Origin of the sequence: Alloscardovia criceti DSM 17774, assembly GCF_000376885.1 — a bacterium.
GTDB classification, from domain to species: domain Bacteria; phylum Actinomycetota; class Actinomycetes; order Actinomycetales; family Bifidobacteriaceae; genus Alloscardovia; species Alloscardovia criceti.
In genome coordinates this window covers 1-18,521 of the sequence record NZ_AQXR01000007.1, presented here as the reverse complement: position 1 = coordinate 18,521, position 18,521 = coordinate 1, and the positions used below count along the sequence as shown (strand labels likewise).

General features: G+C 46.6%; 12 protein-coding genes and 1 pseudogene. 3 read left to right on the top strand and 10 right to left on the bottom strand.

All coding sequences use genetic code 11. The annotated features are described in order from the left end of the window. Positions 1–14: 14 nt before the first annotated feature. Positions 15–1,217, top strand: coding sequence for a UDP-galactopyranose mutase (gene glf / locus D570_RS0100995; RefSeq protein ID WP_018142541.1), 1,203 nt, complete (start codon positions 15–17; stop codon positions 1,215–1,217). Positions 1,218–1,429: 212 nt separating this feature from the next. Then, a complete protein-coding gene (locus tag D570_RS0100990) occupies positions 1,430–3,004 on the top strand; it encodes a hypothetical protein (RefSeq protein ID WP_156812192.1) in 1,575 nt (524 codons plus the stop codon). 7 nt (positions 3,005–3,011) lie between these two features. Here the strand turns inward: D570_RS0100990 and D570_RS08960 are convergent, their stop codons facing one another. The 6 genes from D570_RS08960 to D570_RS08955 form a co-directional block, all read right to left on the bottom strand. After that, positions 3,012–3,593 (bottom strand): NUDIX hydrolase, encoded by a 582-nt coding sequence (locus tag D570_RS08960; RefSeq protein WP_018142539.1) that lies wholly within the window; start codon positions 3,591–3,593, stop codon positions 3,012–3,014. Between the two features lie 3 nt (positions 3,594–3,596). After that, positions 3,597–5,609 carry a glycosyltransferase gene (locus tag D570_RS0100980; protein ID WP_018142538.1) on the bottom strand — a complete coding sequence of 671 codons (2,013 nt, stop codon included), beginning with the start codon at positions 5,607–5,609 and terminating at the stop codon, positions 3,597–3,599. Between the two features lie 37 nt (positions 5,610–5,646). Beyond that, a complete protein-coding gene (locus tag D570_RS0100975) occupies positions 5,647–6,936 on the bottom strand; it encodes an ABC transporter ATP-binding protein (protein ID WP_018142537.1) in 1,290 nt (429 codons plus the stop codon). After that, positions 6,936–7,772 carry an ABC transporter permease gene (locus tag D570_RS0100970; RefSeq protein ID WP_018142536.1) on the bottom strand — a complete coding sequence of 279 codons (837 nt, stop codon included), beginning with the start codon at positions 7,770–7,772 and terminating at the stop codon, positions 6,936–6,938. The genes D570_RS0100975 and D570_RS0100970 overlap by 1 nt, the downstream gene beginning before the upstream one ends. 72 nt (positions 7,773–7,844) lie before the next feature. Beyond that, positions 7,845–9,713: a glycosyltransferase gene (locus tag D570_RS0100965; protein WP_018142535.1), complete on the bottom strand. Its 1,869-nt coding sequence runs from the start codon at positions 9,711–9,713 to the stop codon at positions 7,845–7,847. A gap of 186 nt (positions 9,714–9,899) precedes the next feature. Continuing rightward, on the bottom strand, positions 9,900–12,164 hold the full coding sequence (locus D570_RS08955) for a hypothetical protein (RefSeq protein ID WP_169331206.1): 2,265 nt from the start codon (positions 12,162–12,164) through the stop codon (positions 9,900–9,902). Positions 12,165–12,558: 394 nt separating this feature from the next. Between D570_RS08955 and D570_RS0100955 the strand changes: the two genes are divergently transcribed. Then, entirely contained in the window at positions 12,559–13,872 is a 1,314-nt protein-coding gene (locus D570_RS0100955; RefSeq protein WP_018142533.1) for a DUF2142 domain-containing protein, read from the top strand. A gap of 67 nt (positions 13,873–13,939) precedes the next feature. On the opposite strand, the gene D570_RS0100950 is transcribed toward D570_RS0100955, so the two are convergent. The 4 genes and pseudogenes from D570_RS0100950 to D570_RS09500 form a co-directional block, all read right to left on the bottom strand. Further along, positions 13,940–14,998, bottom strand: a complete 1,059-nt coding sequence (locus D570_RS0100950; RefSeq protein WP_018142532.1) for an N-acetylmuramoyl-L-alanine amidase family protein — start codon at positions 14,996–14,998, stop codon at positions 13,940–13,942. A gap of 314 nt (positions 14,999–15,312) precedes the next feature. Then, positions 15,313–16,989, bottom strand: coding sequence for a hypothetical protein (locus D570_RS0100945; RefSeq protein ID WP_018142531.1), 1,677 nt, complete (start codon positions 16,987–16,989; stop codon positions 15,313–15,315). A 330-nt stretch (positions 16,990–17,319) separates the two neighbouring features. Then, entirely contained in the window at positions 17,320–18,288 is a 969-nt protein-coding gene (locus tag D570_RS0100940) for a glycosyltransferase family 2 protein (protein ID WP_018142530.1), read from the bottom strand. Between the two features lie 23 nt (positions 18,289–18,311). Continuing rightward, positions 18,312–18,521, bottom strand: a pseudogene (locus D570_RS09500) (hypothetical protein); the annotation flags it as partial.

The window sequence follows — 18,521 nt, the reverse complement described above, 5'->3', positions numbered from 1 at the left end:
AGGAATCCTTGAGAATGGCAAACATTCGTAACGCAGCCGATGTGACTGGTGAAGAGCCAATTTCCGCAGACGTTGTCATCGTAGGCGCTGGTTTATTTGGACTTGTAACCGCTCAGCAGATTATCGAACACACAGATAAAACCGTTCATATCATTGACATTCGCGACCATATTGGCGGCAATGCTTACTCCTACTTCGATGAGGAAACAGGCGCAGAAATTCACAAGTATGGCGCACATCTTTTCCACACATCCAACGCGCGCGTATGGGAGTACGTGAATCGTTTTACGAAGTTCACCAATTATGTACACCGCGTATACACCACCCACAATGGCGAAGTTTTCCCATTGCCGGTAAACCTGGGTACTATCAACCAATTCTTCCACGCTTCCTACACCCCTGCCGAGGCTGAAAAGCTCATCGAAGAGCAGGCGGGCGAATTCGCACATATCGAGCCACGCAACTTGGACGAGCAGGGCAAGAAGCTCATCGGCGAACCACTGTACAACGCTTTCATCCGCAATTACACGGGAAAGCAGTGGCAGACCGACCCAAGCGAACTGCCAGCCAGCATTATCCGCCGTCTTCCAGTGCGTTTCAACTATGACAACCGCTACTTCAAGGACACGTGGGAAGGCTTACCTGCCGACGGTTACACCGCATGGTTTGAGCGCATGATTGACGATCCACGTATCACCGTGACCTTGGGCGTAGACTTCTTCAACGAAGACCAGCCATACAATAAGAAGGCTTTGGTCGGCACCGTGCCTGTGATTTACACCGGTCCTGTGGATAAGTACTTCAACTATGAGCTCGGCGAGCTCAAGTGGCGCACTGTTGATTTCAAGGAAAAGCGTTACGATGAAGCCGATCATTTCGGCGTACCAGTGATGAATTACGCAGACTCCGACGTGCCATATACGCGCGCCATTGAGTTTAAGAACTTCAATCCAGAGCGCCGTGACCAGCAGAATCCAAAGAAGACCGTTGTCTGGGAAGAGTACTCCCGCTTCGCAGAGCGTGGCGACGAGCCTTACTACCCTATCAACACCGATGCGGACAAGCAGCTCTACGCGCAGTACAAGGCGAAGGCCGAAGCAGAACCATCCGTAGTATTCGGCGGTCGCTTGGGCACCTATGCGTACTACGATATGCATCAGGTCATCAACACCGCTTTGATTGCTTACGAAAAGCAGGTGGAGCCACTGTTGAAGTAGCGGCTTTTACAAAGCAATTCATAATGTGCTGTGCTGGTCTATTCAATACCGCCACAGCACATTTTTTATCAGCACACGACATTGCATAGAATTCTTCTCGACAGTAGCCCGCACGTGTTTTCTCGACGCTCACACCGGGAGGCTCTTTTATTGTTTAGTCTGCGGCTTGGAAACTTTCTTCTTCGGCTCGAACACTCTCTATACTTAAAACCATGAGAGAAGAATCATCATCCGCACAGCGCCGCGCATTACACCCCCTCAAAGACCGTCATCAAGGCATTCGCGTCAGCAATCTCGACTCCGCCGAACAGCAACGCATGTGGGATGCGGTTACCGCGCAAATTCAGGCTGAGGGTGATGACATCGACATTGCGCAGCTGTGGAATGCATCCTCTCATACCGCGCTCAGGCTCCTCCACGCCCATCCGGAGTATTACCAATACCTCGCCGGCGTACTGCGCACGGCCTACCTCAAAGACACCAGCATCGTGTGCACGTGGCCCGAAATCATCGATGGTATATTTATGCTGGCCGTCGGCCCGCATGATGTGCACAATATACTGGGATTGTCCTACCGCGATAAACCGCCGATTATTATCCGCGGAAATGCGCCGACTTTCCCACAGATGCTTCTCAAATTCTTCATAGCCGAGACAGACAGTGCACACCACAGTCCAAGGCACTTGAAAACACCACAAGAGCTCAAACGATCAGCCCTCACACCTTTGCTCGAGCACAAGCATTTTACAGAATCCGACTTCACACCTATCAGTACAGCCCTGCCAGAGCCTGCCGATGAACCTGAACGCATCTTCCAACGCCTGCGTGAGCTGCATGAGCAGGCTTTTGGCTTCCGCGAGGGTGAGCTGAGCCTTCTGGAAAAGCGGTGGAATGATTGGAATCAAGCCATTAATAGTGGTCTTGTACGCTACGAGTTCTTCGATATTACCGCGCGCCCGTTAAACGTCCCTGAAACGATGAAGCAATTCCTGCCCATTGCGCAGCGGTTTATCACGAGTATCGACTCCGATTTTGTCTTTGATGAGCGGGAATTTACTCAGCTTTTCTGCAATTATCGCAGTAAAACCTTCCACCGCATTACAGAAAAATTCGCGCAGCTGTCCTCATCCCAAGCACAAGCTCTGCAGGATGCCTGCACGGATTTTTACCAGTTTATTTACCAGCTCGCCATTGCCGAGCAGCACGATACAGAGTGGATTAGCGTCAAAGTACAGAACGAGGATGAGCAGTCTCACACGACGGATACGCATAACTGCTTTATCGAATACATGAGCGAGCATCCGCGCGCTTCCCGTAAAACCCTCGATGATACGGCAGAAAGCAGCTCGAAAGAGGTTGTGTCCCACGCTCAACTGCAATTCCTCGCAGGCGCTTCCAGCAAGATCCTCAGCCACATGCCGGCCGTGGAATTTACCTCTTTCTGCTACAACGCGCGCGCATCCATCGAGTGCTGGCGCAGTGGAGATTTGCAGCATGTGGCGGATATCGACTATGCCATTTCGAGGGCAAATGAAACCCACTCACGCGAGGATGACCTGAAAACCTTGAAGCGCGGCGGTCTGCTGTCTCTTGGTTTAGCGCTGGTGAGTTGGTTTTTCGACCAGAATGAGCATCTGCTGCCGGATAATATCAGTATTTGGCTCGTGCCTATTACTGCGCTGGCTTTGACCGTGCTACCAGAAGCTATCAATCTTTTTGAGGAGTGGAAATCCCTACGCGGCGATACGCAAACGCTGGTTTTCTCCCCTCAAGAAACGCTGGAATGAGCCGCGTTTACGCCCGGTGATGCGCTTCCCACAGGGCAAACGCTACCAAGGTCATGCCATCCGTCATTTCGCCCGAGGATATCCAGGATCTGAGTTCATCGGCGCTCAGCCATTGTGTACCCCCGCTCAGCTCCCAATCCGCGTGAGCCGCAGACCCGTGTGCCCCCTCTGCAAGCTGTATTTCCACAGCCGCTACCTTGATGGACTGCAAACCCGTGTCTGGATAGAAGAAGCCTAAATTTCTTGGTTTGCCTGTTATGTCGGATTCCGTAATACCGGTTTCTTCTTGGAGCTCGCGCAGCGCCGTACCTTCTACGGTTTCACCCGCCTCGCCCATGCCCCGCGGAAATTCCCACGCCCACTGCTGTGTAGAGACGCGCCAATGCTTGCCTATCAGGAATTTCCCATCGCGGGACTGGATGACACAAACTGTGCCCGGTACACCATTCTTGATGGAAACCACGTTAAACTGCGCCGGCTCTTGAGTAGCCTTCACTCGCGTTTGGATCTCGGTGACAGTGAAGTCTGCACCACCGACCTCGCGATACACCTCGCGGCGTGATATTTCTTCAAGAGGGATTTCTGGCATGGTTTAGTCCTTAATGGCGTTTGCTTCGAAGATCTTGGCCCAGGTTTCCAGCGATGCAAACTGTGAGGAACGGTACTGATGCGACAAGGCTTTCCAATTCTTCAGAATCGCACGCGTAGCACGGTATTCGGCTATCATACTGCGCCTAAACATGGCATCGTCACGCTTAAACCAGGCCACGGAATTCCCATCTGGGGCACTGACCAGAGCCGATTTTAAACCGCCCATGGCAAGCCATGCCCACATGAAATCTTGTGATGGCACGATGGCTTCAGGATTCTTTGCATCCGCAGCCTTCACATTTGAGGTAAAGCTACGGAAAATCTGCTTAAACGCACTCTTATACCGCGCAGAGCGAGGAATTGGATGCAAGCGCGGCGACTGAGCCTCACCCAGCACTTCAGGGAAATCATCGATGCTGGCACGCGTCTGAGCATCCTCAAACATACCACGTAGCTGGCGCACTTCGCCCAACTTTGTGGACATGACAGACACCATATACTCCGGCCCACGCACAATATCCCGCAAGGCCTGCGTATGCAAAGCCATCGCCGAGTATGCAAAACCCAGCCCGAGTCGGCTAGCCCCATACATGTTTTCCACCATCATGCGCGGCGGATTGTCCGGATTGAGCATAAGCCCCGCTATCCAGCGATTCCTATGCATGAAGTACTCTTCCCACGTGCGTGAAGGATCTTTATCATGCCATGCCTGATGCCACACAGCCACACCCGGCAAGCACACGGTTGGGAAGCCTGCACGCTTAGCACGCACGCCATACTCCATATCATCAAATTTAATGAAAACAGGCAAGGATAAGCCGATTTGCTTGATACACTCCACCGGAATAAGGCACATCCACCAGCCATTAAAGTCGCTATCCACACGCTGATGCCGCTCCGGACTATCGCGTAGACTGTCCACGGAGAAATCATGGTTATATGGCAGTTCGGCAGAAGAGGATACCACCATACGATGTAAATCTAAACGTTCCCCCTGCGTGTAGAGCATAGTGCGGTTATCGAGGTGGAGCATGCCACCGCCAACGAGCACCGGACGCGGCGCATAATCCGTAAATTGGATAGCACGCAAAATGGACTCAGGCTCAGAGATAGCATCGTCATCGAGCAAAAGCACATGTGAGCTTTTGCCTGCCATCACCGTTTCATACATGCCGCGGGAGAAACCCCCCGAGCCACCAATGTTACCTTGGCGCAGATAGGTGAGCTGGTCGCCCAAGTTTTCTGCAACTTCCGCGAATTCCGGCAGTTCACGCACGAGCTCCGTGCCTTGATCCGTGCAGTAAATCGTATCTAGGCGTTTGCGCAGCTCTTCTGCCTGTGCAATCGTTTGTAGCTGATTGAGGCAGTAGCGAGCACGATTAAATGTCGTAATGGCAATGGATAAACGCTTGTCCTCTGCACCTTCGCCACCTGCCCGCGAGCCCAGAGGCACCTGCCACCGGGCATCCTTGACGATGACTCGATCGGTTTCATTGGCTTCTATATCAAACCAGAAATATCCGCCATCCATGAGATTCGTCATAGGGATTTCGCAATTCAGTGCTGTCAGCTCAGTGGCCGAGAAATCCTGCGAACTGACTGGATAAATCAGCCCACGCCCGCTCGAGCGGTACACATTGAGCACACCTGAGCCTTGGACTTGTACGCTCAACTGCACGGTGCTGACGCGCGTCCACCGGCGCCAGTAAGAGGCTGGGAAAGCATTGAAGTATGTACACAAAGACACGTGCCCGCCTGGTCGAACTCGCAAGGTGGTACGTCCCGATACTGTAAAGTCCTTCGAGCTCACGCCTGCCTGAGCAGCACCGCTGTGCCGGATGAGCTTTTGAAATGCCGTCTGATTCAGAGAATCTACACCCATGTGGAGCATATCAATGCGCCCATCGAGGGTAGCATCCTTGACGTGTGGAGCAACCCAGTCAATGGCATAGAGTGGCATTGTTTGCTCGGCGTCTTGTACGGGGAATACTACTCTCGACACTGTTTCCCACATATCACAATTCCTTTATCATCGGCATGACTGTCATGCGTTATTTTTCGATAATTACCGCGTTGCTATCTACCGGCGTAATCTGCACAGCACGCTGGCTCAGCAAGGCATATTCTTCATTACGTTCGTCACGAATTGCAAAATCACACGCGCGATCATCAATGGCCACACCTACCGCATCCGTGGTCTTCGGATTTGTAGGGCTTGGGATGCGCAGAGATGTATACAAGCGGAATTCGCCGTTGTTGAAGAGATTCAATGGCAGTTCAAATTCCACCGTGTGATGTCCATGCTGGGTCATTTTAAAGACTTTTGCACCCGTATCGTAGGTGATGCCACCGCGACGCAGGTCGTGCAAAGCAATGGCGAGGTAAAAATCACCCGGCTCATCATACTGATACTCCACCTGGAAGCGGAAAGTATCCTTGCTGGTCATAATGGGCGAAGACACAGCCGTAGTCTTCAAAATCGGGCACTTCTCATTGAGACCATTTGGATAACCGCCATTGAGCTCACGCTGCTTTGCCGATTCTTTCTTTTCCGCGCGCAAGTTTTCCATGGTGTACTGCTCGGAAACGGATTCCGGATCACCAATAGCCAGCACTTCACCCTGAGAAATCATCATGGCACGTGTGCAGTAACGCTTCACAGAATTCATATCATGGGTAACCAAAATAACAGTCTTGGTTGGGTCTTTTTTGATTTCTGTAAAGAAGTCATCACATTTGCGCTGGAATGCCTCATCTCCCACCGCTAGCACTTCATCCAGTACCAAGATATCGCCTTGAGCCTTGATAGCCACGGAGAAAGCCAAACGCACCTGCATACCAGAGGAGTAATTCTTGAGCTTTTGATCCATGAAGTCTTCCAGCTCAGCGAATTCGACGATATCGTCGTACATCTCATCGACTTCTTCTTTGCTAAAACCCAGCAGAGAACCGTTGAGATAAATATTTTCGCGGCCGGTCAATTCTGGATTAAAGCCCACACCCAGTTCGATGAATGGCACTAACTTACCGGAAACTTCGATAGAGCCGTTTTCTGGATAGTAAATCTGAGAAATCAGCTTGAGTAGCGTGGATTTCCCGCCACCATTTCGACCGACGATACCGAAAAACTCACCCTGATGCACTTCAAAGTTGATGTCTTTTAACACATCCTGACGCTTATAGCCCTTGATGCCACGCGTCCAGTTGATAAATGCTTGCTTCAGGCCATTTGCCTGCTCTGTAGGAAGCTTAAAGTATTTTGAAACGTGCTCTGCCTTGAGTACTACAGGCTGATTTTCAAAGCTTCGGACTGCTGTAAGAGCGTCTGCTGCTTCTACCATTACATCACCTCAGCAAATTTGCGACTGTACTTACGGAAGATATATACGCCGAACCATAGCGTAATAATCGTAAGAACGACTGGGAATAACTGCGCGATAGGATTTGCAAATGAATTCCAAATAGTTGGCTGAGTTTCTGGAGCGACCAGATTATGCCGAATATCCTGAATTGTTTGAGCAAACGGGTTGAGTAATTCCAAACGTGCAAGCTCCGCCAGCATACCGCCACGGTTGGTGACGTAGGTCAGCGGGTAAATAATTGGCATAGCATAGAAAATAATCTGCGCCAAAACATCCCAAATATGCGCCATATCACGGAAGTACACATAAATCGTCGCCATAATCAGTGTCAAGCCCAGCGTAAACGCATAGAGCTGAATGATATTAAGTGGAACGAGCAGTACCTTCCACGTGAACTGCACGTGCGCGAAAAGAGCGAAAACGAGTACAACGAGCAGGTTGATAGCGTAGCTAATCATGGCGCCTACCGTGGCCGAAACGACCACGATATAGTTCGGAAAGTGAATCTTTCTCAGCAAATCTCCGCGATCCACGATGGAGCGCAAGCCAATTCCCACGGACTCGGTAACAAACTGCCACGAGCTAATACCCAAAAGCAGTACCACCGGATAGGTGGAGGTGCCATCCGACATGCGCAAGAATCGGCCGAAAACGACATACATGACGCAGAAAAGCATCAAAGGTTTGAGCACAGACCAAGCCACACCCAAGATCGAACCTTGGTAGCGCAGTTTGAAATCCGTTTGTACAAGCCCCTTCAGCACGGTCCATGCATAACCGTAACGCTGAGCAATAGAATTGAAAAAATTCTTCACTATATTCCCCGACCTACAATTAATAGTCAAGCAAATGAGCTTACCACATTTACCGGGGTAAGCTCATTCAGATTAATCCATCTTCAAATAATTCTTCCAATACTCCATGGACGTTAACTTCGATCGTGCTTGTGCGTACTCTGCCTTGATGCGATCCCCGTTAGCCTTGAAGTATCGCAAATCACGCTTGTATCGCTTTTGGATTTCGTTGTAGCGCTTCACGTCCTTAGTACGGATGCACCCCTTGCGGTTATACCAATCCACCACGATGAGCTTGTTCTTACCACGAATCACACCTGCCGGGTAAATCCACCCCTGCAAAGGAATAACCGCATAGCCTTTGCCCTCACTCTTCAGCACGCGCTGTCCGTTATCCGTGATGAAATCGTGGATACGCTCTGCGAAACTACGAGGCTTATCGCCATCGATGAGCTGACGATCTACTTCGTTGATATTGAAACCATGCAAATCAGGATCTGCATCTGCCTGAGCCTGCAATTCTTCGAGGCTCACCAGCTTTTCCTTCTTCTTATTCGCAGCCATGAAGGTTTCTTCGCTCTTACCAATCTGGCTAAAGAAGCCTGGTCCCTTCATAAAGTCTTCGAATGCGTCCAAGCAGAGCTCTGCATTTTCGTAGCTGAACTTCTTGAGCTCCAGACGGATGTTGTTGTGCAATTCACGCATAAAGTCAGACTTTGGAGCCATGCCACAGGTAGCCTGAGCAATCATCGTGTTACGGGTTGTTTGATAACGCTCCACGGCTGGGTTGTAACGCTCAAAGAAGGACAAGTGCCATACGCACAGGCTGTTCATGGTAATGAACTTTGTCTTGCAACGGATCCCATACTCCGCGTCATCGCAACGCACAAATACTGGCAAAGGCAAACCGTTCTTCTGGATAACGCTAACTGGAATGCAGCAGTACCACCAGGCCGCATACATTTGCTCACGCATGGTGCGTGTAGGCGTAAATGCTTCATTGTAGACGAGATCTTGGGTGCGAGTAAGGTGCAGAGGTGGCTTGCATGCAGAGAAGGTACCCCTCTCTGTCATGTATCCGATGTCTTCCCACTGGTCCTCGCCCACTTCGAAGTTCAGCATAGCGCCAGAAATCATGGCTTCGCTGTACTCGTCGTTGACAATCTTAAGAAGGTTATATGTGCGCTTAATGCTTTCCGGCGAGACAGCTACGTCATCATCCATGAGGAGGACGTGCGTCGTCTTTTCGCTCTCGAGCGCGGTAATCATGCCTCGCGTGAAGCCGCCGGCGCCGCCCACATTATCATTTGGCACCACCGTCGTGTGTGCGCCGCTCAATGCTTCGGCATCCAGAGTGCGACCGTTGTCCACCACAAGGTAGTCGAAGTGCTTGGAGATTTCTTCTTCGGATTCAATAATATTTTTCTTAATCAAGTTAATATTATTGATGATGTAGCTTTCCTTCTTGAAAGTCGTAGTCGACAAAAGAAGGTTCACCTCACGCAGATCTCCATCGTATGCCACCTCATAGTAGGAATTGCGAATGAAGACTTGACCCTCGGTAGAAATATTAAATGCCACCAGGATAGCATCGTCATCAACGACAAGAGGAAGATCAATGGAAACCCATTCCTCGGATGCTTCAATATGCTTTTCTGTGCCTTCCACAGCTTCTGGATATGCAGCAAATACATCGCACTTTGTTTGCTGGATAGTAGAAGCAGCGCCTTTGAGCTCCAAGTGCAGACTGAAGGACTTGGCAATGGTGTACTGCTTCAACTTCATCACGGACAACGAATTGAAATACGTCGTGAAGTCATACAGACCTGCAGCAAGCATTGTCCACTCACCCGATTGCGGATCTACTACTACTGGCTGATCGGCCTTACAGTACAAACCTGGGTAAGCAACCGAGCGTGGATTCGTTTCCAAGAGAATGTTGGAAAACTTCATACTAGGCATATTATTTTTTTCCTTTTATCAAACGAGTACTGTTCTATAGTACTCAGAAGAATGAATAGTTCCGAAGTGGTAGAGATGCTATTTCACAAAATCTTACAAGTATCTAAGGTATGCTGCGAGTAAACCGCTCTATCACGTGTATACGAGTCATAACGACTCAGCTTCTCACACCTGTCAAAAATATGGCTAAAGCCAGATAAACCATAACGCAATATTTTGCCATACAGTTGGATTCATGTTTTGCAGATTATCCCATCTTCCGATACTGAATGTAAAGAAGAATTGGATAACTATTGCAATCAAAACACTTACTGTAATGAAAAGAATTAAGAGCTTTCCATAGTCGGTAAATGATGCTAATTCCAGTTTATTGCTATTTGCAAGCCCCTTTTCCTCTGGCAGCACACGCATTGCGTCAATTACAAATAAGAGGATAACGACCGCAAAGGTGTCAAAATAAGTGAAATCAATATAATACCGAACCGCTATTCCTACAGCAGATGCAGTATAGGTAACCAAAAACGCTGCTATCGCCAGAAGGAGCCCGATTGTCCAGCGCACACCTGCGATGCGCCTTCTATGCTCGTCCGCTTGGTTAATGTCATTCAGATCGCCATTCTTACGTGCGATTTTGGTAATTTGCCACGCCAAAAACAGCACTAAGAAGAAAGGCATGATCATAAAAAGACCACCCAACATTGGCTCATTTGGATATCCTACGAATCGAGTATCCGTAGCCCCCACAAATGGGAAATAGCCTGAAATGTTTGATGGCTGGAAGAGATAATAGAAAAGTTGCTGTGGAATTAATGATCGAGGCCATTTCGTTGAGGTCATATCGAAACCAGTCAGATTATAGTTCTGCCCGAAGTTGAAGAAAGAACCAAATCTTGCGAAGTTGTACCACATCAGCGGGAGGAATACTATAACGAATGGCACCAAAACAGCTGCTGTATTGACCACTGCTCTAGCTTTGAGGGAGAAGAACTCACGATTCTTCACCAGCTCCTCCCAGAAGATTGGGAAAGCAAGAAGCGAGCTTAGAATAAATTGCGGTCTACAACCGAGCGTCATTGCGATGCACAGAGATCCTATGAACAACCACGTCTTAGAAAGCTTGTTTCTTTTTTCTGTTCGCTTTGCTCGTAACCAGCAGAAAATTCCCAAAAGCATAAACATCAACGCAGTAATCTGCGGTACAGCGTAAAAATTGCCCGAGAAAACCTTGTCGTAATAGAACAAGCCTAGGTTGCCAATGAGAATAGCAAGCACAACAGCGCCCAAGCTTGCGGTTTTGCGCACATAGGTTTTTACGAATTGCACAACAACCAACGTAATCACAATCGATACGATTGCACCGACAAAAATCGTTACCAGTTCAGTAGGCAGCCATTTGCCCGTGAGAAGCTGATATGGCACAAAGAACAAGACAGCAGGTATCACGCCGAAGTAGCTATAATAATGCCCATTGTAATACGCATGATCCCAATAAATTTCAGTACCTTGAGAGTAAATCAGATCAAATCGAGCTGTGGCATTGTATGGGTTCGCTAAGTTTCTCAATCCTTCAGAAACAGGCAAATCGAGCCACAAATGCCCGTGAATTAATGCATCGGCAAGACGCTGGTACTGGTATCCATCATATAGGTGACCGCCATTATAGTCAGGACCTTTGGGAAGCTGTGAATAGAAGATATGCGGAGGCCACCCCACAACCAATAACCCGATACCCAGAACAAACAGAGTGCAGAAAGCAGTAATAGCAATTATCAAGGCTTTTTGAGAACTCTTTCTAGACTCGTAACGCTGGGCATAAATTTCTGAACCCGGACGGATAATAACTGCTAGCAATAGAAAGATACAAAGAAGAGCAAGCCTTAAGACATTAAAACTGAATTCAAAGTGCGGATTTACAATTATAGAGAATGCAGGGATTTTGTCACCCTTTTTGAGGTTAAACTCGACTCTGATATTGTCGTCAATCCTGCGGTTATGTATATACCAGCTATTGGGATTGTCTAAATAAAGTGTACAACTATTCCCCCAAATAGATACTCCGATTTGTGAGTCTTCTGACCGAGCTGAGCTATTGACATCTCCAAAATTAATTTGAGCATAAAGTAATTTCTGATTTTCAGGCACAAAAATATCAATGAAAACTTCATCCGTCTCAATAACCGTAAAGCTGCCATCATCATTTCTTTGTAATCCTTGAGACACACCATAGTTGCTATTTTCAATCGTTTCCACATTTCGGGTCTGCCAATACGGGAGATTGAAGACTACTACTTCCATGAAGAGACCGAAAATAATGGCTAAGATACTGAGAATAACAGTCGTATTTCGCCGTGAGGCTCCTTTAAATTCAGGAACATGCAAGTTATTATCTGTTCTTCGTCTAAACAGAAGTGCCTCTGGAAGCGCAAGACTACTCATTGTTCTCTCTTTCATCTATCACTTATAAGTCGATGGACGTTGAAATCAGAATTGACACTTTTCTATAGTGCATTTATATCAGAAGCCCTCTTCATGTCTGCACATGTTATTCAGCCCACAAATCTCGAACCATACTTGATAGCTCTCAATCAAAGTAAACATTCTATTATTCCAACTGTTTTTGGAATAATTCCATAACCAGAAATGGTGATGCATTTTTAGATACGTTGACTATTGCTCGCTTTTCAGTCTAAGCATCGGTTCACCATCGCCTGCAATAGCCACTATGTGCCTGACTGTTAGAAATTTTGAATACTTAAAATGTTATTTTATTGCTTTGGTTTTCATACCCATACTAGAATTCACAATAGAATATGAAGTACACACCCGAGGAGTGACCTTGATAGATATGAAACAAGGCACACGTGCAAGGCATAGCTCAGGGAGCACAATAAAAATAAGCCTGCTCACTCTTTGCAATCAATCGTCGTTCATAAGTTCGGCATTCTACTGGTTTATCACCGTAATCACCGGCTTAGCAGTAATTTCTACCGGTAATACGTATTATCAAAATGACAGAGCAGCACACTGGCTTCGCATTGAGCAACTACGTGCTGGCGTGATTATTCCCCAACTTTCGCAAGATAATCCCGGACTCGTTGTGGGGAACCTGGATGGGAATGTTGTTCAGTTTAACAATACGGCTGTTAATTCTCCTCTGGCTTATCTGCCTAGCGTAATCTTCAGAGGAGATTTTTTAAGCACAAGTATTTTCACGCTATTTTTCACGGCGACCATCATTGCCTTAGCAATTTTCATCGCAAAAGATTTCCGGTACGCGATTTTGGCAACCGCGCTACTCCCCATGACTTTTTTCTCTCTAACCTTCCCAACAGCTGATGCAATGATTAATAGTACATCGTTACTCTTCATCGCATGTGTGCTCCGCTTTTACCAATCTGAAAAGATTACATGGCTACGCATAGTATGCTTAACAATTCTGGCGGCGATATTAGGCCAAGTAAAAATTACATGCGTCTTGGTTAGCTTTTTCGTATTGGTTCTTATCCGTCATGCTCAGAAATTATCGATGAAGTTGAGCCTATCCCTACCAATACTCATCTCCATCGTCTCTATGCGGTCTTGGTATAGCTTAGTGTCAAATATTGCCGGTGCGCCTCAAAAAGTCACTCTTGAACAAAGCGCTGAGTTGATGACACAAATTAAATTAGATCCTTTAGGACTGCTGAAGTCTTGGCTCCGCACCCTTTTCGAACCGATAAGTGTCGACGCTGAGACAATTGACGGCATTAAGGTCAATGCTCGACGTAACTTGCAAATTTTTACCGGAACCGAAACAGTCCAGTTAGCAACTGCTGTAATCGTACCTATACTTATAGCTATTGCGATTATTACAATCGTAGGAGCTTCAGAGCGGAGAATCAGCGGCTGGAAAGAAATTACTGTTCCTATACTTATTTCGTGTGCATACTTTGCTGCTACCTGTACGGCTATGCTCGTCACTTGGGCTGGAACATCGTCGGGTTATGCTTCTGGCATCCAAAATCGGTATTTTATCCCTATAATGCCGTTACTTCTCTTGCTAATTCCAAAGATTTTTCATGGAACAATCCATCAGAAAATATATCGATTGACAGTAGCGTCACTCGTAATATTTACTTATGTGGGAATTACTATCTCATTCGTCATTACTTGGGCATAAATAATCAAGGTAGCCGTAGTAGAGATGCCGCTACCTTGATTATTTTTACCTTTAGCGAATTTTATTTTTATTGCTTATACCAATGTGGCATTCTATTCCCATTACGATATTCACAGATTATCGGTACACCATCTGTGTCTAAACGACGTTGCCCGTTTTGCTCTGGCTTGCACCATTGCCCGCGAACACGCCTACCGCCTGTGGAATTATCCCCTGAATTGTTTGAATTATTGGAAGAATTTCCTGAAACCTCACGACCAGTTATGGAGTCAAACGTCGCTTCCTTCCCCCAATCAGGAACCCATACCGTACCATGGGCCATTGCACCAGTGGTATGGTCAAAGTAGTACCAAGCTCCATCTTGGAAGTGAGGACCGTGAACCATCTTTCCAGTAATGCGATCATATCGAACCCACTTGCCACCGCTAGATAAGATATACACATCGCCGTGAACCATAGCACCGGTAGCGCCGTCGAAGAGGTACCAACCAGTGTGCTCATCATCATAACTGATGAAACGTTCACCATGGGCCATTTGACCGGTGACTACATCGTAGTACACCCACTTACCACCATTGGAAGGAACAAATCGCATGCCCTTAGACATTGCGCCAGTATACTCATCGAAGTGATACCAACCGGTATGCTCGCGATCATAATTGATGAAACGTTCACCATGCGCCATTTGACCGGTGACTACATCGTAGTACACCCACTTACCACCATTAGAAGAAATATGTTTCATCCCTTTGCTCATAGCGCCAGTAGTGTTGTCGAAGTAATACCAGCCACCATAGCGATAATCTTCACCCTTAATCATGTGTCCTTCAAAATCATAGCGAACCCACTTGCCGCCATTGGAAGGAACATAAACATCCTTGTTACGCGCCATAGTTCCATCGGCATCAATCCAATACCATGCGTCGCTTCCCGGATCGTATATTTCTTTACTTGAAGCTCTCACTCCATGGTCATACCAGTACTTATTACCATTCTCATCCAGCCAACCGGTGTAAGTGTCGAGATACTCTTCCGCATGGGCTTGAGGAGCAGTTACAAGTGAAACCAACGAAAAAGCAAGCACGAAAAGAATGGTTATGCTTGCAGATAGTTTAGACCTCTTCATCTAATTCTCTTTCTATGTAAAATTCGAATACTCTCTCCGAAGATCGAATATTAGCTTTACATAAAATACACTACCCTGATTTTGCGTAAGCCTTGCCCGAAAAAACAGATCATTTACTCGAGCTCTCCTTGGAAAATCACGATAGCTGATTCTCCCTTTTGATTCGAAGCTTGTCTATCAGATTTGTGAAACCTACTCTCGTGCAATTCACACAGCCGTTATAGAAAGAAAAACCTGCTTAAATAGTCTGATGAGCGCGTGTAATGAAAATGTATGCCAAGGATAAAATCCTTGGCATACAAAATGAGATAATTCTAGTGGCTCCCCGCTTTTTTAATGTTTTTTAGGCTTAGTCCTGCTACCCAACTCATGATTGTTTGAACACCGTAGGCAGCTATAGGAAGCACAAGGATAAAGAAAGGTAATGTATAAATGCCCTTAGCCTCCCAGAAAATGAAGCAGATAAAACCACCAATAAATGAGACAGTTAAGAGAAGCTGAGCATAAATCGTTGAGACTTGAGCAGCTTCTGAAGTATTGCTCCTGACTGTTCTAAGCAAGGCGATTACGCCGATTAGCGCTAGGAGATATGTCAAAGTCTGCATAATGTTTTCGAACCAAAGCAATGGTGTGGTTCCATCTCCGTTGAGTACGAATCCTGCAAAGCCGGCAAAGTTATTTTTTGATTCGCCAATCTCGGAGTAGATTGAGGTCATAAAAGTAGGCTCTGACCATTCTGTCGCAAGCTTTTTCATGAAAAATACAAATGCATCCGACGGGTTCTGTGCAAACTCAGAAAATCTATGCAGAACGAAGTTCTTAGAAATCTCTGTTTGAGCTGCATAGTCATTATTAGTTCTTCGAAAAGCATCAATCGCGAAGTAGGTCCACCATCCAGGTCTTTTTCCTTCCGGATTATTCAAACCAAGAGCTATCCACGATAGCATAGGCATCCCTTTGCCGAAATCTTGTCCTACCCAATTCTGGACAATCGCTATAGGCACTTTGGAAATCACAAACGGAACCATAGACGAAACAGCTGCTACTATTAACTGCCAGTACTTTTTGCTGAAAATTACAGCAAAAATGATAGAAATAATCGCAGCTAACACGACTATCTGGAAGGTCGATTTAAACACAATACCAATGCCTGCCACAGCAAAACCGCCGAAAATGGTGAGCGCACTCACCCATGCACGTTCCATACGAAAAGCTTCTGCTACTATCCCCACGCCAAGCACAGTGAGGAACAAACCGACAGCATTAGGATATACCATTGCACTGAACATAAGCAGTGGGACACAAGTCATTACAAGAACAGCGAATGCAGCTAAACCACGCTTATTAAGGCCAATGAACTTCCCCAATCGCCAAAGGACAGCAACCAGCCCGGTAATAGCCACAGCACTTACACATTGGAATGCAAAGATATTTTTTGCACCAAAAATGCTACCTAAAAGTACATACCACAGCAATGGACCCGTTTGGAATGGATAATATGAAAAGTATGTAAAAGGGCTAGGAGGATAAAGATTAATACATACCGGCTCTGTGGAGCCCGGTAGACAAAAATTCGGGTCAAAGGTATAAAGCTGCCCATTTAGGAGGAATCCTGCGGCATCCAAAACACTATGACTGTCTGGGAATAGGTAATTTACGAGGCCTAATGAAGAGATCCAGAAGATTTGGACTAGCATGACATAAATCATGAGCACCGTAAATACAACTTTTTGCGGTAACTTTGCCACAAAATTTACTAGAAGTAGTAGAACAATACCAACTGCCACGCAGCCTAACAAGAAATGAAACGAGGGGAGATGAGTATTATAGGAGGTATCGTCACTGAGAGGCCATGTATCCGTTCTATGGAATGTAACGGTTGTTAACAGGGACAATAGCAACAAAAAAGCTAGAATCGATGCCTGAAGTATCCAAGCACCCACTACAGAAAATTTCACCACAAATTGGCGAATATGAGTTAGTCGCTTCATTATTCCTTTACGTCTCCTCCCACTACCCCTGTCTACGACTTTCACCGCTACACCTAGGAAGGTTTTAGGAGGAATAAGCGTTTGACAGCTAAGGAAGCCTCGGCACTTTTACACATGCCTGATGGCATCTCTCATCTTATGTAATATAACACACACACAGCATCGATTGAACTACTGCTTGTGTAGAGCTTTAACATAGATTTTTCAACGATATATGCTTGAAGAGCCACTCAAACGACACTAACTACACCATGAGCAAACGATATCCTCGATTAATCTTGGATCTCCACCCAGCTACATATATCTCAAGAAAAGTAACTCCAACGGCGCCTAGATTCGCTCTTCCACAATGTACCGTGGACGGTCCTTAACCTCAAGGTAAATCTTGCCGATATATTCCCCTACGATTCCTAGAGAGAGGAGAATGCAGCCACCGAGAATCCATAGAGAAACCATCATGGAACCCCAACCTGCCACAGCATGCCCGGAGAAAACGGATGTAACCGTGTAAAGAAGTGCTGCAAGCCCTACAAATACTGAGGTCACACCCATGCCGATGATAAATTTCATTGGCTTTACTGAAAATGAGGTAATTCCTTCGAATGCGAAGGAAATCATCTTGCTTAATGGATATTTGGATTCGCCGGCTTCTCTAATCCCACGCTTGTAAAACACCTGAGCCGATTTAAACCCGAGATCAGGCACGATACCGCGTAAGAAAAGATTGGACTCACGGTATTCGCTCAGACCTTGTATGGCTTTCGCACTCATCAGTCTAAAATCTGCGTGGTTCGGGATAGTATCCGTACCCAACCACGACATGACATTATAAAATGCCTCGGCTGTGGTGCGCTTAAATGCCGTATCCGTTTCTCTGTTATCACGCACGCCATACACGATTTCAGCACCGTGAAGATATTCTCGGACCATATCATCAATGGCGTTAGGATCGTCCTGCAAATCCGCGTCCATAGATACAGCCACATCACAACGCTGATCCAGTGAATCCATCAGACCTGCGTAAACGGCATTTTGATGACCTCGATTATGAGCAAACTTCAATCCGTGGAACGTTTGCACATCTGTGCTATGGAGCTGTTCTATTTTCTCCCAAGTCTTATCACGTGAGCCATCATCGACAAACAAAATGTAGCTGTCATCTCTGATGAGCTGCTCGTGAATAAGATGAGAGATTTTTGTCTTCAGTACATGACTAGTATGATCGATGACTTCTTCTTCGTTATAGCATGGCACAACGATTGCGAGAGTAGGAATATCTCTTGCAAAACCATCAGTCATAAACATCTCCTACTAGTTAAGCTTTATCGTACTAGAGCACCCGTAATCTCATCAAAATAATAACTACGATTATCGATAATTTGCCGACCCTTTAGCATTTTACCTGATGCATCATAGTAAACAGTTTTACCGCCATTTGACGAAAGACGCTGCCAACCAGACAAACGAGCACCAGTCACAGAATCAAACAAATACCACGAACCACCAATAAACAACTCACCCTTAACCATACG